At 64.7% G+C, this 19,385-nt stretch carries 16 protein-coding genes; all 16 read right to left on the bottom strand.

Going from position 1 to position 19,385, the window contains the following annotated elements; genetic code table 11:
* Positions 1–24 precede the first annotated feature (24 nt).
* The 16 genes from ABDB81_RS16330 to ABDB81_RS16405 all read right to left on the bottom strand — a co-directional run bounded on the left by ABDB81_RS16330 (position 25) and on the right by ABDB81_RS16405 (position 19,362).
* Positions 25–636, bottom strand: a complete 612-nt coding sequence (locus ABDB81_RS16330) for an alpha/beta hydrolase (RefSeq protein ID WP_249359178.1) — start codon at positions 634–636, stop codon at positions 25–27.
* A gap of 143 nt (positions 637–779) precedes the next feature.
* Complete coding sequence (locus ABDB81_RS16335) at positions 780–1,613, bottom strand: EAL domain-containing protein (RefSeq protein ID WP_160472527.1); 834 nt, start codon at positions 1,611–1,613, stop codon at positions 780–782.
* Positions 1,614–1,654: 41 nt separating this feature from the next.
* Positions 1,655–2,581 (bottom strand): ATP-binding cassette domain-containing protein, encoded by a 927-nt coding sequence (locus ABDB81_RS16340; protein WP_346812117.1) that lies wholly within the window; start codon positions 2,579–2,581, stop codon positions 1,655–1,657.
* A gap of 16 nt (positions 2,582–2,597) precedes the next feature.
* Positions 2,598–3,422 (bottom strand): aliphatic sulfonate ABC transporter permease SsuC, encoded by an 825-nt coding sequence (ssuC, locus tag ABDB81_RS16345; RefSeq protein WP_346812119.1) that lies wholly within the window; start codon positions 3,420–3,422, stop codon positions 2,598–2,600.
* 13 nt (positions 3,423–3,435) lie between these two features.
* Complete coding sequence (gene ssuD, locus ABDB81_RS16350; protein WP_346812121.1) at positions 3,436–4,599, bottom strand: FMNH2-dependent alkanesulfonate monooxygenase; 1,164 nt, start codon at positions 4,597–4,599, stop codon at positions 3,436–3,438.
* Between the two features lie 25 nt (positions 4,600–4,624).
* The gene (locus ABDB81_RS16355; protein ID WP_346812123.1) at positions 4,625–5,653 is read right to left on the bottom strand and encodes a sulfonate ABC transporter substrate-binding protein; all 1,029 of its coding nucleotides are present in this window, start codon (positions 5,651–5,653) and stop codon (positions 4,625–4,627) included.
* A 269-nt stretch (positions 5,654–5,922) separates the two neighbouring features.
* Positions 5,923–6,930: a sulfate ABC transporter substrate-binding protein gene (locus tag ABDB81_RS16360; protein ID WP_137923993.1), complete on the bottom strand. Its 1,008-nt coding sequence runs from the start codon at positions 6,928–6,930 to the stop codon at positions 5,923–5,925.
* Between the two features lie 545 nt (positions 6,931–7,475).
* Entirely contained in the window at positions 7,476–10,064 is a 2,589-nt protein-coding gene (clpB, locus tag ABDB81_RS16365) for an ATP-dependent chaperone ClpB (protein ID WP_137923992.1), read from the bottom strand.
* Positions 10,065–10,295: 231 nt separating this feature from the next.
* Complete coding sequence (locus ABDB81_RS16370) at positions 10,296–12,452, bottom strand: 3-hydroxybutyrate oligomer hydrolase family protein (protein WP_346812124.1); 2,157 nt, start codon at positions 12,450–12,452, stop codon at positions 10,296–10,298.
* 291 nt (positions 12,453–12,743) lie between these two features.
* Positions 12,744–13,127, bottom strand: coding sequence for a fluoride efflux transporter CrcB (gene crcB, locus ABDB81_RS16375; protein WP_137923990.1), 384 nt, complete (start codon positions 13,125–13,127; stop codon positions 12,744–12,746).
* Between the two features lie 37 nt (positions 13,128–13,164).
* Positions 13,165–13,650: a molybdopterin synthase catalytic subunit MoaE gene (gene moaE / locus ABDB81_RS16380; RefSeq protein WP_137923989.1), complete on the bottom strand. Its 486-nt coding sequence runs from the start codon at positions 13,648–13,650 to the stop codon at positions 13,165–13,167.
* Between the two features lies 1 nt (position 13,651).
* On the bottom strand, positions 13,652–13,909 hold the full coding sequence (moaD, locus tag ABDB81_RS16385) for a molybdopterin converting factor subunit 1 (RefSeq protein ID WP_137923988.1): 258 nt from the start codon (positions 13,907–13,909) through the stop codon (positions 13,652–13,654).
* 15 nt (positions 13,910–13,924) lie between these two features.
* Complete coding sequence (gene glp / locus ABDB81_RS16390; RefSeq protein ID WP_346812127.1) at positions 13,925–15,169, bottom strand: gephyrin-like molybdotransferase Glp; 1,245 nt, start codon at positions 15,167–15,169, stop codon at positions 13,925–13,927.
* A 140-nt stretch (positions 15,170–15,309) separates the two neighbouring features.
* Entirely contained in the window at positions 15,310–16,761 is a 1,452-nt protein-coding gene (gene thrC, locus ABDB81_RS16395; RefSeq protein WP_346812129.1) for a threonine synthase, read from the bottom strand.
* Positions 16,762–16,770: 9 nt separating this feature from the next.
* A complete protein-coding gene (locus tag ABDB81_RS16400; RefSeq protein ID WP_137923985.1) occupies positions 16,771–18,081 on the bottom strand; it encodes a homoserine dehydrogenase in 1,311 nt (436 codons plus the stop codon).
* A 51-nt stretch (positions 18,082–18,132) separates the two neighbouring features.
* Complete coding sequence (locus ABDB81_RS16405; protein ID WP_137923984.1) at positions 18,133–19,362, bottom strand: pyridoxal phosphate-dependent aminotransferase; 1,230 nt, start codon at positions 19,360–19,362, stop codon at positions 18,133–18,135.
* Between the last annotated feature and the right edge of the window lie 23 nt (positions 19,363–19,385).

The raw sequence follows: 19,385 nt of genomic DNA on the forward strand, positions 1-19,385 counted from the left end.
TCTTTCCGAATTTTCTTAGATGTTTTAAATATAAGGCGATGTCGGGGTGACTTCCACGGAGGCTTCCCAGGTATCCGAGCCGTCACCTAACGCCAAAATTCGTCCATCGGAGTCGATTCGCTGCAACAAAGTGGCGAGCAAGCCCTGGCCGTTTGTCCAGTCCGCCAGTCCTGAATCGGCATTGATATGACCCAGCGCCCCGGCGTCGATAAGCTCGCTGCCCCAGAGCGTGCCCCAGCTAAACGCGGTGCGCTGGGACATCCACGGATCGTTGGTGCTGGCGACGAGAATGGTCGGAAACGGCAGCTTCCAGGTCGGGAGCAAGGCGCCGACGCCGAATTTGTCCGGATCGGCAGGCGCGACCAGCAAAGCCCCGGCGATGCCGACTGGATCGAGCGACGCCTGACGCAAGGTGGCGAGACATCCAAAACTGTGCGCCACGAGAACTGCGCCGCGCGAGGCCACGCGCAGCGCACGCGACACACCTTCGGAGACTCGCTCGGACCAGAGCGGCAGGCTTGGCCGGCCCCAGTCATGCTGTTCGATGCGTTGCCAATCGGGATACGCCGCTTCCCATCGGCTCTGCCAATGCGCTGGCCCGCTGCCATGCAGCCCCGGCACGGTCAGAATCTGCAACCCGCGTGGCACTTCGATCCGCGTGGCCGCACTGCCCGCTTTCGTCTCTCCTCGCGCGCCACGCTTGGCGCGTGGCCGTCCGCCTTCTTCCGCTCTTTCCCCTGCTCCTGCTGAAGCTCCCATGCTTTCCTCCTCCTGGCGTCTTACGTCCTGGAACTGCCTGCTTCGTGCACATGCAGATGTCGTGCCTGCACCGGGCCGCCGGCTACGGCCTCGCCCTGCCCCAGCGCGATGCCCGCGTTCTGGAGCCGCTCCACGATCTCGTCGTCATTGAGCCGCCGACCGATCAGCGTCACGCCTGCCCCATCGGCACTGGCACGCAGGCCCGCGAGCTGGCGATCGGTCCACGTGCGGCGCATGTCGAGCTTGAGCCAGTCAGGCAACGCATGCGCCATCAGCGCGCCGGCTTCTGCCGGGTCCGATGCCTGCAGGCTCACGGCAAACCCGTTGCGGCGATAGTTGCCCACCACGTGCAGCAGCAGCGGCAGGTCGTCGTTGGCGCTCGCCGGCACTTGGATCACAAAGCGATCGACGGGCAGGCCAAGAGACTCCAGCGCGCGCCGGAACGCGGCGCCGTGGTCATCGGCCACGGCCGCCAGCAGCCGGTTGTGAACGTTGAGCACGAGCCGGTGTTCACCGTGCGCCGCAAAGTAGTTCATCGCATGCACCAGCCGCGAGAGGCGGTCGAGCGACACCAGCGAGGCATCGTCCGCAGCCATCGCGAACAGCTTCCACGCGGCCAGCCCCACGCCGTCGCCGGCATAGGTGCGGATGGTGCCTTCGTGCGCCACCACCTGACGGTCGGCCAGCGTGGCCAGCGGCTCGAAGGCGCTCGTCAGCGAGCAGTTGAAGTACTGGCCCTGCACCTGGCCGCGCGCGTCGCGCCAAAGCTCGCGGCCAGGCACCGGCTCGCGTGGCAGGGTTTCGAGATATCGTTCGAGTGGCGCTAGAACAGAAGCAGCGGAAGCAAGGGTCATGGGTCAAGTCCATGTCGATGCGCGGATCGCCTGATTGACCATCATAGGAGTTCCGCAGCCACCGACGTGTGAAGATTCAGGGGCGTTTGATTGGGGGGCGACGGCTGACGCATCACGCGGCGCAGCACGGCATCCTCAAGTTGCGCGAACGCCGCCGATCCCCGCTGGCGGGGTCGGTCCAGCGGCACGCGCTGGTCCAGTGCAATGCGGCCATCCTCGATCAGGACCACGCGGTCCGCCAGCGCCACGGCCTCGGACACATCGTGTGTGACCAGCAGCGCCGTAAAGCCGAGCCGGCGCCACAGCGATTCGATCAATGCCTGCATGTCGATGCGCGTCAGCGCGTCGAGTGCACCGAGTGGTTCATCGAGTAGCAGCAGGCGCGGATGGTGGACCAGCGCGCGAGCGAGCGCCACGCGCTGACGCTGACCGCCGGAGAGCCGCGCCGGCCATTCTCCCGCGCGATCCGCCAGACCCACCTGTTCGAGCACGGCGGCGGCATCGTCGCGCCGTTCGCGCGGCAGGCCCAGCGCCACGTTGTCCAGCACGCGTTTCCACGGCAGGAGCCGCGCGTCCTGGAACATCACGCGGATGCCGTCACGCACCGACTTGTCAGCGCGTCCGGCCTTACCGTCGACCCAATCGAGCGCGATGGTGCCGTCATCGGCCGCTTCCAGTCCGCCCACCAGCCGCAGCAGCGTGCTCTTGCCGCAGCCGCTCCGGCCGACGATGGCCACGAACTCGCCCGGCGTGACATCGAGGTCGATGCCGTGCAGCACCTCGCGGCCGTCATAACGCTTGACCACCTGCCGCACGTGCAGCGCAATGCCACCTTCAGCGCCTGCGTTCCCTTCATGGCGCTGCGCCTCGCGCGCCGTGCGCTGTTCGTCGCGAGCCGCCTCACGGGCCGCCAGCCCTGCGTCAATCCAGGCCACCGCAGCGGCTTCCATCGGATAGAGCGTTTGCATGGGGTTCTCCTAGTAATTAGTGAGCCTGGTAGCCCGGATGCCACCGCAGCCAGAACCGTTCCAGCGAGCGCGACAGCACATCGGCCAGCTTGCCCAGCAGCGCGTAGAGCAGGATGCCTACCAGCACCACATCGGTCTGCAGGAACTCGCGCGCATTCATCGTCATGTAGCCGATACCTGACTGCGCCGAAATCGTCTCGGCCACGATCAGGATCACCCACATCAACCCCAGCGAAAACCGCACGCCCACCAGGATGTTGGGCAGCGCGCCGGGCAGGATCACCTCGCGATACAGGCGCCAGCCAGACAACCCGTAGCTGCGCGCCATCTCGACCAGCGCCGGGTCCACCGCACGAATGCCGTGATACGTGTTCAGGTACACCGGGAAGAACACGCCCAGCGCCACCAGAAACAGCTTGGCCGTTTCATCGATACCGAACCACAGGATGACCAGCGGAATCAGCGCCAGCGTGGGAATGTTGCGTACCATCTGCAGCGTGCTGTCGAGCAGCGTGGCCACCGGGCGGAATGTGCCGGTCAGCAGCCCCAGCAGCAGGCCAAGCCCGCCGCCCACCGCCAGCCCAACCAGCGCCCGCCACGTGCTGACCCAGACATGGCGCCACAGTTCGCCCGAGACGGCCAGGCCCCAGGCGGCTTCCACCACGGCCAACGGCGCGGGCAGCACGCGGTTCGACAGCCAGCCCAGTTGCGAGGCCGCCTGCCACCCAACAATCAGCATCACCGGCACGATCCACGGCGCGATGGCCTGCCCGATAGCGCGCACGCTGCGCCGCGAAGTGGCGTTCGATCTTGCGTTCGTTCTTGTGTTGGGAATAGACATGGTGATGCCTCCCCTAGCTCTGCGACGCGCGCGGCACGATGCCCGTCGCCATCACTTCGCCAAACGGCCCGGACAGCACCTGCCCCGGCAGCTTGTCGCGCACGCGGCGCGGCAGCAGCGGGAACACGAGTTCGGCGAACCGGTACGCTTCCTCCAGATGCGGATAGCCCGAGAAGATGAAGGTATCGATACCGAGTTCTGCGTATTCCTCGATCCGCGCCGCAACAGTCTTGGGGTCGCCGACCAACGCCGTACCCGCCCCGCCGCGCACCAGCCCCACGCCAGCCCACAGGTTGGGGCTGATCTCCAGCGCCTCGCGCGAGCGGTTGGCGCCGCCAGCATGCAGCGCGGCCATGCGGCGCTGCCCTTCGGAATCCATCTTGGCGAACACGGCCTGCGCGCGGGCGACGGTGGCATCGTCCAGGCGGCTGATCAGGTTGTCGGCAGCGGCCCAGGCTTCGTCCTCGGTCTCGCGCACGATCACGTGCAGGCGGATACCGAAGCTCACCTTGCGGCCATGCTTTTCCGCACGGGCGCGCACATCGGCCACCTTCTTCGCCACCTCGGCGGGCGGCTCGCCCCAGGTCAGGTACTTCTCCACCTGTTCGGCCGCCAGATCGTGTGCGGCTGCCGACGATCCGCCGAAATACACCGGCGGATGCGGACGCTGCAACGGCGGGTACAGCACGCGCGCACCCTTCACCGTGATGTGCTTGCCTTCGAAACTCACCTCGCCGTTGTCATGGCTCGCGGCCAGCACGTCGCGCCAGACGCGGATGAACTCGGACGATGCCTCGTAGCGCTCGGCATGTTCGAGGAACAGGCCATCGCCTTCCAGTTCGGCCACATCGCCACCGGTCACCAGATTCACCAGCAGCCGGCCACCGGAAATGCGGTCAAACGTGGCAGCCATGCGGGCGGCCAGCGTCGGCGTCATCAAACCCGGCCGCACGGCAACGAGGAATTTGAGGTTGCGCGTCACGGCAGCCAGCGCCGAGGCGGCCACCCACGGGTCTTCGCATGAGCGGCCAGTAGGAATCAGCACACCTTCGTAGCCCAGCGTGTCGGCGGCCACGGCGATCTGCTTCAGATAGTCGAAACCTACCTCGCGCGCGCCTTCGGATGTGCCAAGGTAGCGGCTGTCGCCATGGGTGGGGATGAACCAGAAAACTTGCATGTCGGGCCTCTTTATCGGTATGGAATCAGCGCTGGGCCTGGGCCGTTGCGGGGGCAGTCCAGGCAGCATCAGCCACCTTGATCGGCTTGGGAATCAGCTTGAGCGCCACGAAGGCGTCGGCAATGCGCTGCTGCTCGGCCAGCACCTCGGGCGTGACCGGCTTGGCGCCATACGAGAAGCGCGAGACGGCCAGATCGAGCACACCAGCGTCGAGACCGGTTTCCTTGACCAGCACCTGCGCGGCGTCCTTCGGATTTTTCTCGGCCCATTGGCCAAGCTGGAACAGTTCGTCGAGGATCACCGACACCACGTCAGGCCGGGCATTCGCATAGGGGCGCGAGGCCAGATAGAACTGGTGATTGCTGACCGCGTTCTTGCCATCGGCAGTGCGGCCATCGGCCAGCACGCGGGCACCCAACTGCTTTTCGGCGGCGGCCAGGAACGGGTCCCAGATCACCCAGGCATCGACGGCACCGCGCTCGAATGCTGCACGTGCATCGGCAGGCGGCAGATAGACGGGCTGGATCTCGCTCCAGGCAATGCCGGCCTTCTCCAGCTGGCGCACCAGCAGGTAATGCACGTTCGAACCCTTGTTCAGCGCCACGCGCTTGCCCTTCAGGTCCGTCACCGATTTCAGCGTCGAACCCTTGGGCACGACGATGGCCTCGGCCGTCGGCGCAGGCGGCTCATTGCCGATATAGGCCAGTTGCGCGCCAGCGGCCTGCGCAAAGATCGGCGGGGCTTCGCCCACGGTGCCGAAATCGATGGCGCCGACATTGAGCCCTTCCAGCAACTGCGGCCCCGCCGGGAATTCGGTCCACTTGACCGTGATGCCCTGTCCGGCCAGCCGCTTCTCCAGCGTGCCACGCGCCTTGAGCAGCGTCAGCGTGCCGTACTTTTGATAGCCGATCCGCAACTGCTTTGGGTTCACGGTCTGCGACTGGGCGCTGGCCGTGGTGGCGGTCAGGCCGTAAGCCAGGCCAGTGGCGATGACGAGGGCGCCGAGCAGCAGGCGTCGTCGTAGTGAAATCGGGCGGAAAACGGAAGCAGACATGGTGGACTCCTGAAATTGGAAATACGAAAGCGATGGCGGCACGACGCCCTGCCGGCGTGTCGGAGTCGACAGGCGGCATGCCAGACGTCAGGCTTTGGAATTCAGTTCAGGCGGGACATCGCCCCATGGCGATGCGGCTGGGCAAGGCGTGTACAGCGGCTACAGCGCGGCAAGCTGAGACGGCTAAGGCAGTATGGACAGCGGACATCGCAGGCTCCCTTTTCAGGCGCGCCGGGGCGGGCTGCAACGAGCCGCCCCGGCATCAGGCATTACCGCTTGCCAGGCAGGTAGACCTGGTCAAACGAACCGCCATCGGCAAAGTGGGTCTTCTGGGCCTTGGCCCAGCCACCGAACACTTCGTCGATCGTGAACAGCTTCACCTTCGGGAAGTTGGCCGCGTACTTGGCCGCCACCTTCTCGGAAATCGGACGGTAGTAGTTCTTGGCCGCGATTTCCTGGCCTTCGTCGGTGTACAGGAACTGCAGGTAGGCTTCCGCAGCCTTGCGCGTGCCTTTCTTGTCGACGACCTTGTCGACCACAGCCACCGGCGGCTCGGCCAGGATCGAGACCGACGGCGCCACGATGTCGAACTTCTCCGGACCCAGTTCCTTGATGGCCAGGATGGCTTCGTTTTCCCAGGCGATCAGCACGTCGCCCAGGCCACGCTCCACGAACGTCGTGGTGGCGCCACGTGCGCCCGAATCCAGCACCGGCACGTTCTTGAGCAACTGGCCGACGAATTCCTTCGCCTTGGTTTCATTGCCACCCGGCTGGCGCAGTGCATAGCCCCACGCAGCCAGGTAGTTCCAGCGCGCGCCGCCCGAGGTCTTCGGGTTCGGCGTGATGACCTGCACGCCCGGCTTCACCAGATCGTTCCAGTCCTTGATGCCCTTGGGATTGCCCTTGCGTACCAGGAACACGATGGTCGAGGTGTACGGCGAGGCGTTGTGTGGCAAGCGCTTCTGCCAGTCCGGCTTGATCAGGCCCTTCTCGGCAATGGCATCGATGTCGTAGCCCAGCGCCAGCGTGACCACGTCGGCGTCCAGCCCATCGATCACCGAGCGCGCCTGCTTGCCCGAGCCACCGTGCGACTGGCGAATCTGCACCGCGTCGCCGCCCTGCGCCTTGTACGCCTTGGCAAACGCGGCGTTCACGTCCACGTACAGCTCGCGCGTGGGATCATAGGACACGTTCAGCAGATTGGTGGCGGCGAAGGCGGTCTGGGCAGCGCCGAGGGCGGACAGTACGGCCAGGCCAATAGCCAGTTTGCGAATCATTGCAGTTGCTCCCGTCAGATATCGAATGTCGTGAAAAATATCGGCCCGGCGCGGCGTCGGTAATCGGCACGGTCGGGCTTCTGTCAGGAAGACAGGCTACCGGCCGGGCTATCTGAACGGAACGAATGGTTTCATCGATCCAAGCACGAAAAGTGCATAAGACCGGGCGGGAATATGGGTATGCGAGAGGATGGCGGAAGAGCCGTCAGCGACACGCCCAAAAGAAAAAACCCGCAGCGCCGGAGAAGCGCTGCGGGCCAAGTTTCCATTCCGGAAACGGGTAGACAAGTCATGAAGAGCGCCCCCGCATCTCCATGACGGAGTGAATAGTAGCCATTTGCCCCGATTCCTGAATTGATGCAAATCAATTGCTCGGCAAGCCGGGACGGAAAGCTGGAAAGTCGACAAATAGCTACGTTCTCGTAACAGGCAAATGGCGATCACTCCATCTGCGGGCCGCCACGAAAAAGCCCCCGCCTGCCGTGATGGCGGGCGGGGGCTTTGCCTTGCTACTGGCCGATCGGCCGATCAGCGGTTCAGCGGCCTCAGTGAACCAGCCGTCCGAACGTGAACTCGCCATCCTTGTAGTCCACCGGAATCACGTCCTTGGCGGCGAACTTGCCTTCGAGGATGGCGCGGGCCACAGGGTTCTCGATCTGCTGCTGGATCGCGCGCTTCAGCGGACGTGCGCCGAACACCGGGTCGTAGCCCGCGCTGGCGATTTTCTCCAGCGCCATCTCGGTGATATCCAGCGTCATGTCCATGCGGGCCAGGCGGGCCTGCAGGCGTTGCAGCTGGATGCGGGCGATGGACTCGATATTCTTCTGGTCCAGCGCGTGGAACACCACCACCTCGTCGATCCGGTTCAGGAACTCGGGCCGGAAATGCGTGCGCACCTCCTGCCAGACGGCGCCCTTCACCGCTTCCTGCGGCTCGCCGGACATCGACTGGATGATCTGCGAGCCGAGATTCGACGTCATCACGATCACGGTGTTCTTGAAGTCCACGGTGCGCCCTTGGCCATCGGTCAGTCGGCCATCGTCCAGCACCTGCAGCAGCACGTTGAACACGTCCGGGTGCGCCTTCTCGACTTCGTCGAGCAGAATCACCGCGTACGGCTTGCGACGCACGGCTTCGGTCAGGTAGCCGCCCTCGTCATAGCCCACGTATCCCGGCGGCGCACCAATCAGGCGGCTCACGCTGTGCTTCTCCATGAACTCGCTCATGTCGATGCGGATCAGGTGCTCTTCGGAATCGAACATGAACTCGGCCAATGCCTTGCACAGTTCGGTCTTGCCCACGCCGGTCGGCCCCAGGAACAGGAACGAGCCATACGGCTTGTTCTCGTCCGACAGTCCGGCACGCGAGCGGCGGATGGCGTCGGACACCAGCCGCACGGCCTCGTCCTGCCCCACCACACGGTTGTGCAGCCGGTCTTCCATCTTGAGCAGCTTCTCGCGCTCGCCCTGCATCATCTTGGCCACAGGGATACCCGTGGCGCGGCTGACCACCTCGGCAATTTCCTCGGCGCCCACCTGCGTGCGCAGCAGCTTGTTGGGCTGCTTCTCGGCATTGGCCTCGGCCTTGTTCGCGGCCTGCAGCTTGCCTTCCAGTTCGGGCAACTTGCCGTACTGGAGTTCAGCCACCTTGTCGAGCTTGCCTTCACGCTGCAGGCGCGTGATCTCCATCTTGATCTTCTCGATCTCTTCCTTCAGCGCGGCAGCACCCTGGGCAGCGCCCTTCTCGGCACGCCAGATCTCGTCGAGGTCCGCATACTCCTTGTCCAGCCGCACGATTTCCTGCTCGATCAGTTCCAGACGTTTGCGCGATGCCTCGTCGGTTTCCTTCTTGACGGCCTCGCGCTCGATCTTGAGCTGGATGTTGCGACGTTCGAGCTTGTCCATCGCCTCGGGCTTCGAGTCGATTTCCATCTTGATGCGCGCCGCCGCCTCGTCGATCAGGTCGATCGCCTTGTCCGGCAGGAACCGGTCCGTGATGTAGCGGTGCGACAGTTCCGCCGCCGCCACGATGGCCGGATCGGTGATCTCCACCTTGTGGTGCAGCTCGTACTTTTCCTGCAGGCCGCGCAGGATGGCGATGGTCGCCTCCACGCTCGGCTCCTCGACCAGCACCTTCTGGAAGCGGCGCTCCAGCGCTGCATCCTTCTCGATGTACTTGCGGTACTCGTTCAGCGTGGTGGCGCCGATGCAGTGCAGTTCGCCACGCGCCAGCGCCGGCTTGAGCATGTTGCCCGCATCGATCGCACCCTCGGCCTTGCCCGCGCCCACCATCGTGTGGATTTCATCGATGAAGACGATGGTCTGGCCTTCATCCTTGGCCACGTCGCTCAGCACGGACTTGAGCCGTTCCTCGAACTCGCCGCGATATTTGGCGCCCGCCAGCAGGCCGGCCATGTCGAGCACCAGCACGCGCTTGTTCTTGAGCGTCTCCGGCACCTCGCCGTTGACGATACGTTGCGCCAGCCCTTCGACGATGGCGGTCTTGCCCACGCCCGGCTCGCCAATCAGCACCGGATTGTTCTTGGTGCGACGCTGCAGGATCTGGATCGCGCGACGGATTTCATCATCGCGGCCGATCACCGGGTCGAGCTTGCCTGCACGAGCCCGCTCGGTCAGGTCGATCGTGTATTTCTTCAGTGCCTCGCGCTGCGATTCGGCATCGGCGCTATTTACCCCGTCACCACCGCGCACGGCGGTAATCGCCGCTTCCAGCGACTTGCGCGACAGGCCGTTCTCGCGTGCGATACGCCCCGTGTCGCCCTTGTCGTCGGACACGGCCAGCAGGAACAGTTCGCTGGCGATGAACTGGTCGTTACGCTTGATCGCTTCCTTCTCGGTAGCGTTCAGCAGGTTGTTCAGGTCGCGACCAACCTGGATCTCGTTGGTGCCCTGAACCTGCGGCAGGCGCTTGATGGCCGCGTCCAGCGCGGTCTGCAGGCCGGCCACATTGACGCCGGCACGCGACAGCAACGTGCGCGCAGAGCCATCGTCCTGCGCCAGCAGTGCACGCAGCAGGTGTTGGGGTTCGATGTACTGGTTGTCGTTGCCGAGCGCGAGGCTTTGCGCCTCGGCCAGTGCTTCCTGGAACCGGGTAGTAAGTTTGTCGATACGCATCAGGTGCCCTCTCTCAATAGTGAAAGTGTGTCCTGTTGCGGGGATGCGAGGTTACAGCTCGACGGCTGCTCTTGCGCGAAAGCCCTGCCGGACACGGTACTCCGGAAAGATAGGGCTTTGCCTTGACATTTCAAGCGGCGCTGTTGCAGTTTTGACAACCTTCCGGCGGAAAACCGGAAGGTTGTGCTGTGGCGCCGACAGAAAGCCAGTCAGTTGGGGTTTGGTTAGCGCTTAGTTGGGAATATCCACCGTCGCGCCGCTGACCGTGATCACGTCACCGGCTGCCGGGGTGGCGGCCATCGGCGGGACGTTGGAGGGGAGAATCTGCGGGCCGACTGCAGCAGAGTTGCTGCCGCCCCGCGCCGTGGTCCGCACCACCTGCGACGGCGGCAACGCCGTGCCGTTGCGCAGGTTGGCGTAGACCGAGTCGAGCGCCCGGTTCAGGTACAGGTGAAGCGGGATGTATCGCGCCGCATAGCCGGGCAGCACATCGATGAACCCGTCAAAGTGCTGCGCGTTCGTCACCTCGATATACGAGAGCTTGCTGGCGCTACCCTCCACCGACTTGTTCAACCCGAGATAAGGTCGCGAGGTGTGATTCACCGGCAGCAGCGCATCGTTGCGGCCATGCACGATCACGGTCGGCTTGCCGCGCAGGTTGCCGTTACGGTACGTCTCGGCAATACCGGCCTGCACTGCAGCGTTGCCCGTCAGGGCATTGCGCAGGCACAGGGCGCCGTCGAGATTGGCGTCCGCGCGGGACGTGGATGGCGAAGTCGACGCGAAATCCTTGATCGGGCCGGTTGGCAACGGGTTGGCATCGTTGATCAGCGTGACGATGCCGCTAGGCGGCACGCCATTGCCGGTGGAGAAGAACTGCGCCAGCGTTGCGGCAGGGATCGCGAGGGGCTTGAAATCGGAACCCGTCACCGCAAAGCTGTAGTTGCAGAGCCGGTCAGTGACGCTGGCGCGTGCATAGGCGTTCGCATAGGTGACCGAAATCGAACTTGCGACTTCGAGTGCCGACAGCGACGCATAGAGGTCATCCGATTCCGACTCCCAACCCGCGTTACGTAGCGCCGTCCGGGCGGCAGCCGACTGGTCGTCGGTCGTCGCGCCGGTGACCAGGTTCTTGTCAGCCAGCGACTGGCAACGGTTCGTGGCTTGCAGCAGCGCGCCAGCCGACGGGGCGTTGACAAGGTTGACATCCTGCCGCGCGCAAAGCTGGAACAGGTTCGCCGTCGTCGTGTAGTCGTACAAATGCTTGCCCGAGGCCGGTACTTGTACGCCACCGCGTCGCACCACGATGGCCGGGCTGGGTGGCATTTCCACATTCGGCTCGCCCACCGCCACCCCGTCGATCAGCCCCGTCGTATCCTGTTCCGCCGCCGCAATCGCCGCGCCGCCGCCGTTGGAAACCGCCGACGCGATCACCAGCACATTGGAGGCCGAGAACGTGGCCTGCCGCACCCCGTCCGAGCCCATCGTGCCGTACTTGTCATTGATGGCGAACAGCGTGAACTCGATGGCCTGCAGCGTGTTCTTGCCCCAGTTGGCCTCGGGATTCTGCTGCGAATGCGCGTGCTTGAACGCCTGCCGGTGCGGGTAGGCGGCGGTGAAATCGGCCAGCGACTGGCTGCCCGGCTGGGCGGCGAACTGCGCCAGCTTGCCCGCGCCGGCGCGGCCCTGCCGCGTACCGTTGATCAGCGGCACCGTGTCGCTGTCGAGGTCGTGCGGCGCCGCACCCGTGCCCTTGTCCGTGTAGGCCACGGCGCAGCCGCGTTTCAGGCCCCATTCACCTACCGCGATGCCGCCATAGATGCCGCGCGACCCTGAAGACGTAGCGCTGATGATGCAGGGGTTGTTGCGGTCGAACGTATCCGGAATTTGTGCCATCAGCGTCACGTTCTGGCGACCCGTGCCGTCATCGGAGTAAGCGATGTATTCGACACCCGGCACCTTGCCTTGCCCGCTGGTCACATTGCCCTGCGCATCCACGTTCGGGCCGTAGAGCGAGCCGTATCCGCCCGCCGGATTGACATCGACGATGGCGCGGTAGTTCGTGAAGATGGCATTGCGCCGCAACTCCGCCGCCGTCGGATTGTTCGGGTCCGCGAAGACCGGCGCCGTCCCGCCAATGCCATCCTTGCCCAACCCGCCAGTGGCCAGGTCATCGCTGACGCCGTCATAGGTCTGGATGCCGATCGTCCCCACCACAAAGCTCGGCCGGTTGTTGGGGTTCTGCGTCGGACTGGGTGGAGTGCTGGTGTTCGAGGGCGGTCCGTCGTCGCTGCCGCAGGCCGCCAGCGTCAGCGCGGCCAGGGCAGCGGTAACGGCAGCAGACAGGGCGGTGCGACGGAAGGATGCGCGGGCATGGCTGGGCTGCATGGGATTGTCTCCTCGTTCTGGATCGGACTTATGGGAAAGCACGCCACAGTGCACCGGCACGCGAGGGCCGGGCACCTTGAATCGAGACAGCAACAGCAAGGGGCCGGATTGTGGGGATGCCGCGGCGGGCCGGCTAGCGCGCGCAGCTGAGGGAAGCAGTACAACCGGCGCTTGCAGTGCAGCAAGGCCGGTTCGTCAGGACATCATAGGCGCTAAACAGCACCCGAAGGCAGGCGGCGGGATCGGGAGTGTTACCTATGTCTCCGAACGCAAGCACGCGCTAGGAAGGCGTCAGGCGAACAACGTCCGGTACGACCAGATGCCGACGGCAGTCAGCAGCACCGAACCGCCGAGATGCAGGACAAGATGCGCCAGCGCCCAGCGATAGTCACCGGACACCAGGTTATTCAGCACTTCGCTCGAAAATGTGGAGAACGTGGTCAGCCCACCCAGAAAACCGGTGATAGCGAGCAGACGCCACTCCGGCGGCAGGTCCGGATGGCTCTGGAAGAACGCCACCGCCAATCCGATCAGGTAGCCGCCGATCAGGTTCGACGCCAGCGTACCGTACGGAAGCGCCGGGTTCGCCGCATTCCACATGACAGAAAACCCCCAGCGCAGCCAGGCACCCACGGCGGCGCCCACGCCCACTGCTGCAAAGCCAAGCGGACCCATATTGTTCTTTTCGTTTGCGTTACGGTTTGGAAGGAAATTACTGTGCGGCGTCCGGATCGGCATTCAGCGAGGCAATGCCCCACCGCGCCAGCGCCGCATCGTCGGACACGCGGGCATCTACCCAGCGCGCACCATGGGGAGTCTCTTCCTTCTTCCAGAACGGCGCTTCCGATTTCAGGTAATCCATGATGAATTCGCACGCCTGGAACGATGCTCCACGATGGGCCGAGGCCACGGCGACCAGCACGATCTGGTCCAGCGGCTGCAGCAACCCCACCCGATGGATGATCGTCACGCCCAAAAGCGGCCAGCGCTCCCGCGCGGCGGTCTCGATCTGCGCCAGCGCCTTTTCCGTCATGCCCGGATAGTGCTCAAGCTCCATCGTGCTGACCCGGGCGCCGTCACTCACGTCGCGCACGGTGCCGATAAAGCTCGCTACTGCTCCTACGCCGGGATTGCCTGCGCGCAGGGCAGCCACTTCCACGCCAAGATCGAAATCCTCATGCTGCACGCGCACCGTCATGTCAGCCTCCGGTCACGGGCGGGAAAAACGCCACCTCGCAGCCTTCGGCCAGCGGGGTATCGGCGCGGGCCACCGTGTGGTCCACAGCCATCCGCAGCGCCCGCCCTTCGGCCAGCGCCTCGGCCCATGCACCGCCACGGGTGCGCAGCCAGGCCCGCAGTTCTCCCACGGTTGCCACACCGGCAGGCACCTCGGCACGTTCGGCGCCCTGCCCCACCTGTTCCCGCACGCTGGCGAAGTATCGAAGTTCGAGTTGCATCGGATCGGAAAAGACTCAGGCCAGCAGGCTGGCAAATGGAATGAACTGCACGGTATCGCCGCGCGCAATCGGCTGGTTCGGCGGATTGTCGATCAATCCGTCGCCCCATACCGTCGAGGTCAGCACGCCCGAACTCTGGTTCGGGAACAGGTCCAGCCCGCCCGCATCGTTGAGCCGCGCGCGCAGGAACTCGTTGCGACGATCGCCCTTCGGCAGGTCGAAGTCGGCGCGCAACGCCAGACGGCGCGGCGTCACGTCTGCCACGCCTTGCAGGCGCAGCAGGAACGGCCGCACGAACAGCAGGAAGGTCACAAAGCTCGACACGGGGTTGCCCGGCAGGCCGATGAAGAAGGTCGGTCTTTCGTCGCCATTGCTACCGTTGCCCACCTGTCCGAATGCCAGCGGCTTGCCCGGCTTGATGGCGATCTGCCACAGATCCAGGCGCCCCTCGGCGGTGACCGCCGGGCGGATATGGTCTTCCTCGCCCACCGAGACACCGCCCGAGGTGATGATCAGGTCGTGGCCCTCGGCGGCACGGCGCAGCGTGTCGCGCGTGGCGGCCAGCGTGTCGGGCACGATGCCGAAATCGGACACTTCGCACCCCAGGTTTTCCAGCAGACCACGCAGCGTGAAGCGGTTAGAGTTGTAGATCGCACCGGGACGGAGCGGCTCGCCGGGCATCGCCAGTTCGTCGCCGGTAAAGAACACGGCCACACGCACGCGGCGAATCACGTCAAGCCGGGCCTGTCCCACCGAAGCGGCCAGCCCGAGCGCCTGCGGCGACAACCGCGCGCCGGCCGGCAGGATCACGCTACCCGCTTCAATATCCTCGCCGGCGCGGCGAATCCATTCGCCCGATGCCGGCACGTGATTGACGATGACGGCATCGCCATCGGCCTCACACTGCTCCTGCATGACCACGGCATCGGCGCCGGGCGGAATCAACCCACCCGTGAAGATGCGCGCGGCGGTCCCCGCTGCCAGTTCGCTGCCGACATGGCCGGCGGGAATGCGCTGCGAGACCGGCAGGCGCGTGCCTGCGGCTGGCACGTCGGCAGCGCGCATGGCGTAACCATCCATCGACGTGTTATCGGCCGGCGGCACGCGCAGCCCGCTCGTGACCGGCGCAGCCAGCACGCGGCCATTGGCGTCGAGCGTAGGGATGGATTCGATATCGGTGATGGGACGGGCGCCGGCCATCAAGGCGTCGAGCGCCTGGGCCATGGTCAGCATCGGAGGACGTGCCGCGGGTTGTGTCATGGAATCGTGGGGGTCTGGTTGGTCCCGCAAACGAAACAGCCCCCGGCGCGGAACGCTCGGGGGCCGTGGCAGCGGGGCCCGGCAAACCCGATTGTAGCGAGTTGGCGCCGAGCCGGCTTTACGCGTGCTGATACTGCAGATTACAGGCCGGTGTGCGCGGCGATGTACGCCTTGACCTTCTCGGCATCGGCGGGCATGACCTCGAAGCGCTGCGGCAGCGTCTCGATACCGTCGAATGCAGCGGGCCGCTCGGGCTCATGTCCCAGTGCCTCGCGAATCGTGTCCGCAAACTTGGCCGGCAGCGCCGTCTCCAGCACCACCATCGGCACACCCGGCGACAGATGCTCGCGCGCCACCTTCACGCCATCGGCAGTGTGGGTGTCGATGGTCACGCCGTAGCGCGCCTTCACATCGCGGATGGTCGCCAGGCGATCTTCGTGCGTGCTGCGGCCCGAGACAAAGCCGAACTGGCGGATGCGGTCGAATTCCGGCGTGCCGGCCAGATCGAAGCCGCCCTTGGTATCCACGTCGCGGAACATCGCGGCCAGCTTGTCGCCATCCTGGCCCAGCAGGTCGAACACGAAGCGCTCGAAGTTCGACGCCTTCGAGATATCCATGCTCGGGCTCGACGTGTGGTACGTCTGCGCCGAGGTCCGCACGCGATAGGTGCCCGTGCGGAAGAACTCGTCCAGCACGTCGTTTTCGTTCGTGGCCACCACCAGCTTGTCGATCGGCAGACCCATCATGCGCGCGATGTGTCCTGCGCAGACGTTGCCGAAGTTGCCCGACGGCACGCAGAACGACACCTTCTGGCCGGGGCCATCGGTCGCCAGCAGCCAGCCCTTGAAGTAATAGACCACCTGCGCCACCACACGGGCCCAGTTGATCGAGTTCACGGTGCCAATGCGCTGGCGGGCCTTGTATGCGTGATCGTTCGACACCGCCTTGACGATGTCCTGCGCGTCGTCGAACACGCCTTCGATCGCGATATTGAAGATATTCGGGTCCTGCAGGCTGAACATCTGCGCAGTCTGGAACGCACTCATCTTGCGATGCGGGCTCAGCATGAACACGCGGATACCTTCCTTGCCGCGCATCGCGTACTCGGCGGCGCTGCCGGTGTCACCCGACGTGGCACCCAGGATGTTCAGCTTCAGTCCGGCACGCTTCAGTGCGTACTCGAACAGGTTGCCGAGCAACTGCATCGCCATGTCCTTGAACGCGAGTGTCGGACCGTTGGACAGACCCAGCAGTTGCAGCTTCGTCCCGCTCTCGCCTTCCACGCCCAGCGTGCGCAGCGGCGTGATATCCGCCGTGTTGTCGCCCGGGCGCGCGTTGCAGTACACCTCGGCCCGATAGGTCTTGCGCGTCAGCGCACGCAGATCCTCGGACGGGATGTCGTCACAGAAGCGCGACAGCACTTCGTAAGCCAGATCGGCATACGGCAGCTTGCGCCACGCTTCCAGTTCGTCAGCGGTGATTTGCGGATACTGCTTCGGCAGGTAGAGGCCGCCGTCCGGGGCCAGGCCGCCGAGCAGGATTTCCGAGAACGATTGCGGCATGTCATGGCCGCGCGTCGACTGATAGTTCATCGCGATTCTTTAATTCAGTTCTTCCATGCGCAGACGCGTCACCGGCGACAGCACCGTCTGCAGGCTTTCGATGCTGCGGATGGCGGCATTGATCTGCTTTTCGCGCGTCAGGTGCGTCAGGATGATGATGTCGGTCTGCGGCTCGCCTTCGCGCGATTCCTTCTGCAGCATCGCGTCGATGCTGATGCCGCCTTCGGCCAGGATGCGGGTGATCTCGGCCAGCACGCCGGTCTGATCCGCCACGCGCATGCGCATGTAGTACGAGCTGGTGACTTCCTCGATGGGCAGCACCGGCACGCTCGACAGCTCGTCCGGCTGGAACGCCAGGTGCGGCACACGATGGTTCGGATCGGCCGTGTGCAGGCGCGTCACGTCCACCAGGTCGGCAATCACGGCCGAGGCGGTCGGCTCGGCGCCCGCGCCCTTGCCGTAGTACAGCGTGGCGCCCACGGCGTCGCCCTGCACCAGCACCGCGTTCATCGCACCTTCCACGTTGGCGATCAGGCGCGACGCCGGCACCAGCGTCGGATGCACGCGCAGTTCCACGCCTTCCTCACGGCGGCGCGTGATGCCCAGCAGCTTGATGCGGTAGCCCAGCTCCTCGGCGTACTTGATATCGACAGCGGAGAGCTTGGTGATGCCCTCCACGTGGGCGCGATCGAACTGCACCGGCATGCCGAAGGCAATGGCGCTCATCAGCGTGACCTTGTGCGCGGCGTCGATACCTTCGATGTCGAAGGTAGGGTCCGCTTCGGCATAACCCAGTTGCTGCGCTTCCTTGAGCACGGTGTCGAAATCCAGGCCCTTGTCGCGCATCTCGGACAGGATGAAGTTCGTCGTGCCGTTGATGATGCCGGCGATCCACTGGATGCGGTTCGCGGTCAGGCCCTCGCGCAGCGCCTTGATGATGGGGATGCCACCAGCCACGGCGGCCTCGAAGGCCACGATCACGCCCTTGCGGCGCGCGGCTTCGAAGATCTCGTTGCCATGCACGGCCAGCAGCGCCTTGTTGGCGGTCACCACGTGCTTGCCGTTCTCGATGGCCTTCAGCACCAGTTCGCGCGCGATGCCGTAGCCGCCGATCAGTTCCACCACGATGTCGATGTCGGGGCGCGTCACCACTTCGTTGGCGTCGCTGACTACATCCACCGAGCCACCGGTCAGTTCACGGGCGCGCTCGGTGTTGAGGTCGGCCACCACCGCAATCTCGATGCCGCGGCCTGCGCGGCGACGAATTTCCTCCTGATTGCGCTGGAGCACGTTGAACGTGCCGCTACCGACGGTACCGATGCCGAGAAGGCCGACTTTGATGGGATTCATGGACGTCTGACTCTGGGTTGCTTGATACGAAAAATGGGGGACGCCCCGGCGTTACAGCGTGCCGTGACGTTTGCGATAGTTCTCAAGGAAGCGCGCCACGCGGTTGATCGCCTCGCGCAGGTCTTCCTCGTGGGGCAGGAACACGATCCGGAAGTGGTCCGGCGCGCCCCAGTTGAAGCCGGTGCCTTGCACCAGCAGCACTTTCGACTCCTGCAACAATTCGTAGATGAACTCCTGGTCGTCCTGGATCGGGTACATCGACAGGTCGAGCTTCGGAAACAAATACAGCGCCGCCTTCGGCTTGACGCAGGTAATGCCGGGAATCTTGGTAATAAGTTCGTAAGCCAGGTCGCGCTGGCGGCGCAGCCGCCCACCGTCGCCCACGAGATCGTTGATGCTCTGGTAGCCGCCCAGCGCGGTCTGGATCGCCCATTGGCCCGGCACGTTGGCGCACAGGCGCATCGACGAGAGCATGTTCAGGCCCTCGATATAGTCCTGCGCGGGGCGCTTGTCGCCCGACACCACCATCCAGCCGGCGCGGTAGCCGCACGAGCGATAGTTCTTGGACAGCCCGTTGAACGTGACCGTCAGCACATCGGTCGAGAGCGACCCGATCGACGTATGCGTCACGCCGTCGTACAGCACCTTGTCGTAGATCTCGTCGGCGAAAATGATCAGGCCATGCTCGCGCGCGATGACGACGATTTCCTTCAGCAACTCGTCCGAATACAGCGCCCCGGTCGGGTTGTTCGGGTTGATGATGACGATGCCGCGCGTGTTCGGGGTGATCTTGCGGCGGATGTCGTCGAGGTCCGGCATCCAGCCGTTGCCCTCGTCGCACATGTAGTGGACGGGCGTGCCGCCGGACAGGCTGACCGCAGCCGTCCACAGCGGATAGTCGGGCGCCGGCACCAGCATTTCGTCGCCGCTGTTCAGCAGCGCGTTCATCGCCATGACGATCAGCTCGGACGCGCCGTTGCCCACATAGATGTCTTCCAGCCCCACGCCCTGGATCTGCTTTTCCTGGGTGTAGTGCATGATCGCCTTGCGCGCGGCGAAAATGCCCTTCGAATCCGAGTAACCCGCCGAATTGGGCAGGTTGCGCATCATGTCCTGCTGGATTTCCTCCGGCGCATCGAAACCGAACACGGCCAGGTTGCCGATGTTCAGCTTGATGATCTTGTGGCCCTCTTCCTCCATCTGCCGGGCCTTTTCCAGCACCGGGCCGCGGATGTCATAGCAAACGTTCTGGAGCTTGTTCGATTTCTGGATGGGTTTCACGGCGGAGTTGGCTGAGGTCAGGG

Source organism: Cupriavidus sp. DL-D2 (assembly GCF_039710735.1).
GTDB lineage: Bacteria > Pseudomonadota > Gammaproteobacteria > Burkholderiales > Burkholderiaceae > Cupriavidus.

Excerpts from the sequence above, each read along its gene's own strand:
- ABDB81_RS16335 (WP_160472527.1), bottom strand. The coding sequence starts at position 1,613 with ATGACCCTTGCTTCCGCTGCTTCTGTTCTAGCGCCACTCGAACGATAT.
- ABDB81_RS16340 (WP_346812117.1), bottom strand. The coding sequence starts at position 2,581 with ATGCAAACGCTCTATCCGATGGAAGCCGCTGCGGTGGCCTGGATTGAC.
- ssuC (WP_346812119.1), bottom strand. The coding sequence starts at position 3,422 with ATGTCTATTCCCAACACAAGAACGAACGCAAGATCGAACGCCACTTCG.
- ssuD (WP_346812121.1), bottom strand. The coding sequence starts at position 4,599 with ATGCAAGTTTTCTGGTTCATCCCCACCCATGGCGACAGCCGCTACCTT.
- ABDB81_RS16355 (WP_346812123.1), bottom strand. The coding sequence starts at position 5,653 with ATGTCTGCTTCCGTTTTCCGCCCGATTTCACTACGACGACGCCTGCTG.
- ABDB81_RS16360 (WP_137923993.1), bottom strand. The coding sequence starts at position 6,930 with ATGATTCGCAAACTGGCTATTGGCCTGGCCGTACTGTCCGCCCTCGGC.
- clpB (WP_137923992.1), bottom strand. The coding sequence starts at position 10,064 with ATGCGTATCGACAAACTTACTACCCGGTTCCAGGAAGCACTGGCCGAG.
- ABDB81_RS16370 (WP_346812124.1), bottom strand. The coding sequence starts at position 12,452 with ATGCAGCCCAGCCATGCCCGCGCATCCTTCCGTCGCACCGCCCTGTCT.
- crcB (WP_137923990.1), bottom strand. The coding sequence starts at position 13,127 with ATGGGTCCGCTTGGCTTTGCAGCAGTGGGCGTGGGCGCCGCCGTGGGT.
- moaE (WP_137923989.1), bottom strand. The coding sequence starts at position 13,650 with ATGACGGTGCGCGTGCAGCATGAGGATTTCGATCTTGGCGTGGAAGTG.
- moaD (WP_137923988.1), bottom strand. The coding sequence starts at position 13,909 with ATGCAACTCGAACTTCGATACTTCGCCAGCGTGCGGGAACAGGTGGGG.
- glp (WP_346812127.1), bottom strand. The coding sequence starts at position 15,169 with ATGACACAACCCGCGGCACGTCCTCCGATGCTGACCATGGCCCAGGCG.
- thrC (WP_346812129.1), bottom strand. The coding sequence starts at position 16,761 with ATGAACTATCAGTCGACGCGCGGCCATGACATGCCGCAATCGTTCTCG.
- ABDB81_RS16400 (WP_137923985.1), bottom strand. The coding sequence starts at position 18,081 with ATGAATCCCATCAAAGTCGGCCTTCTCGGCATCGGTACCGTCGGTAGC.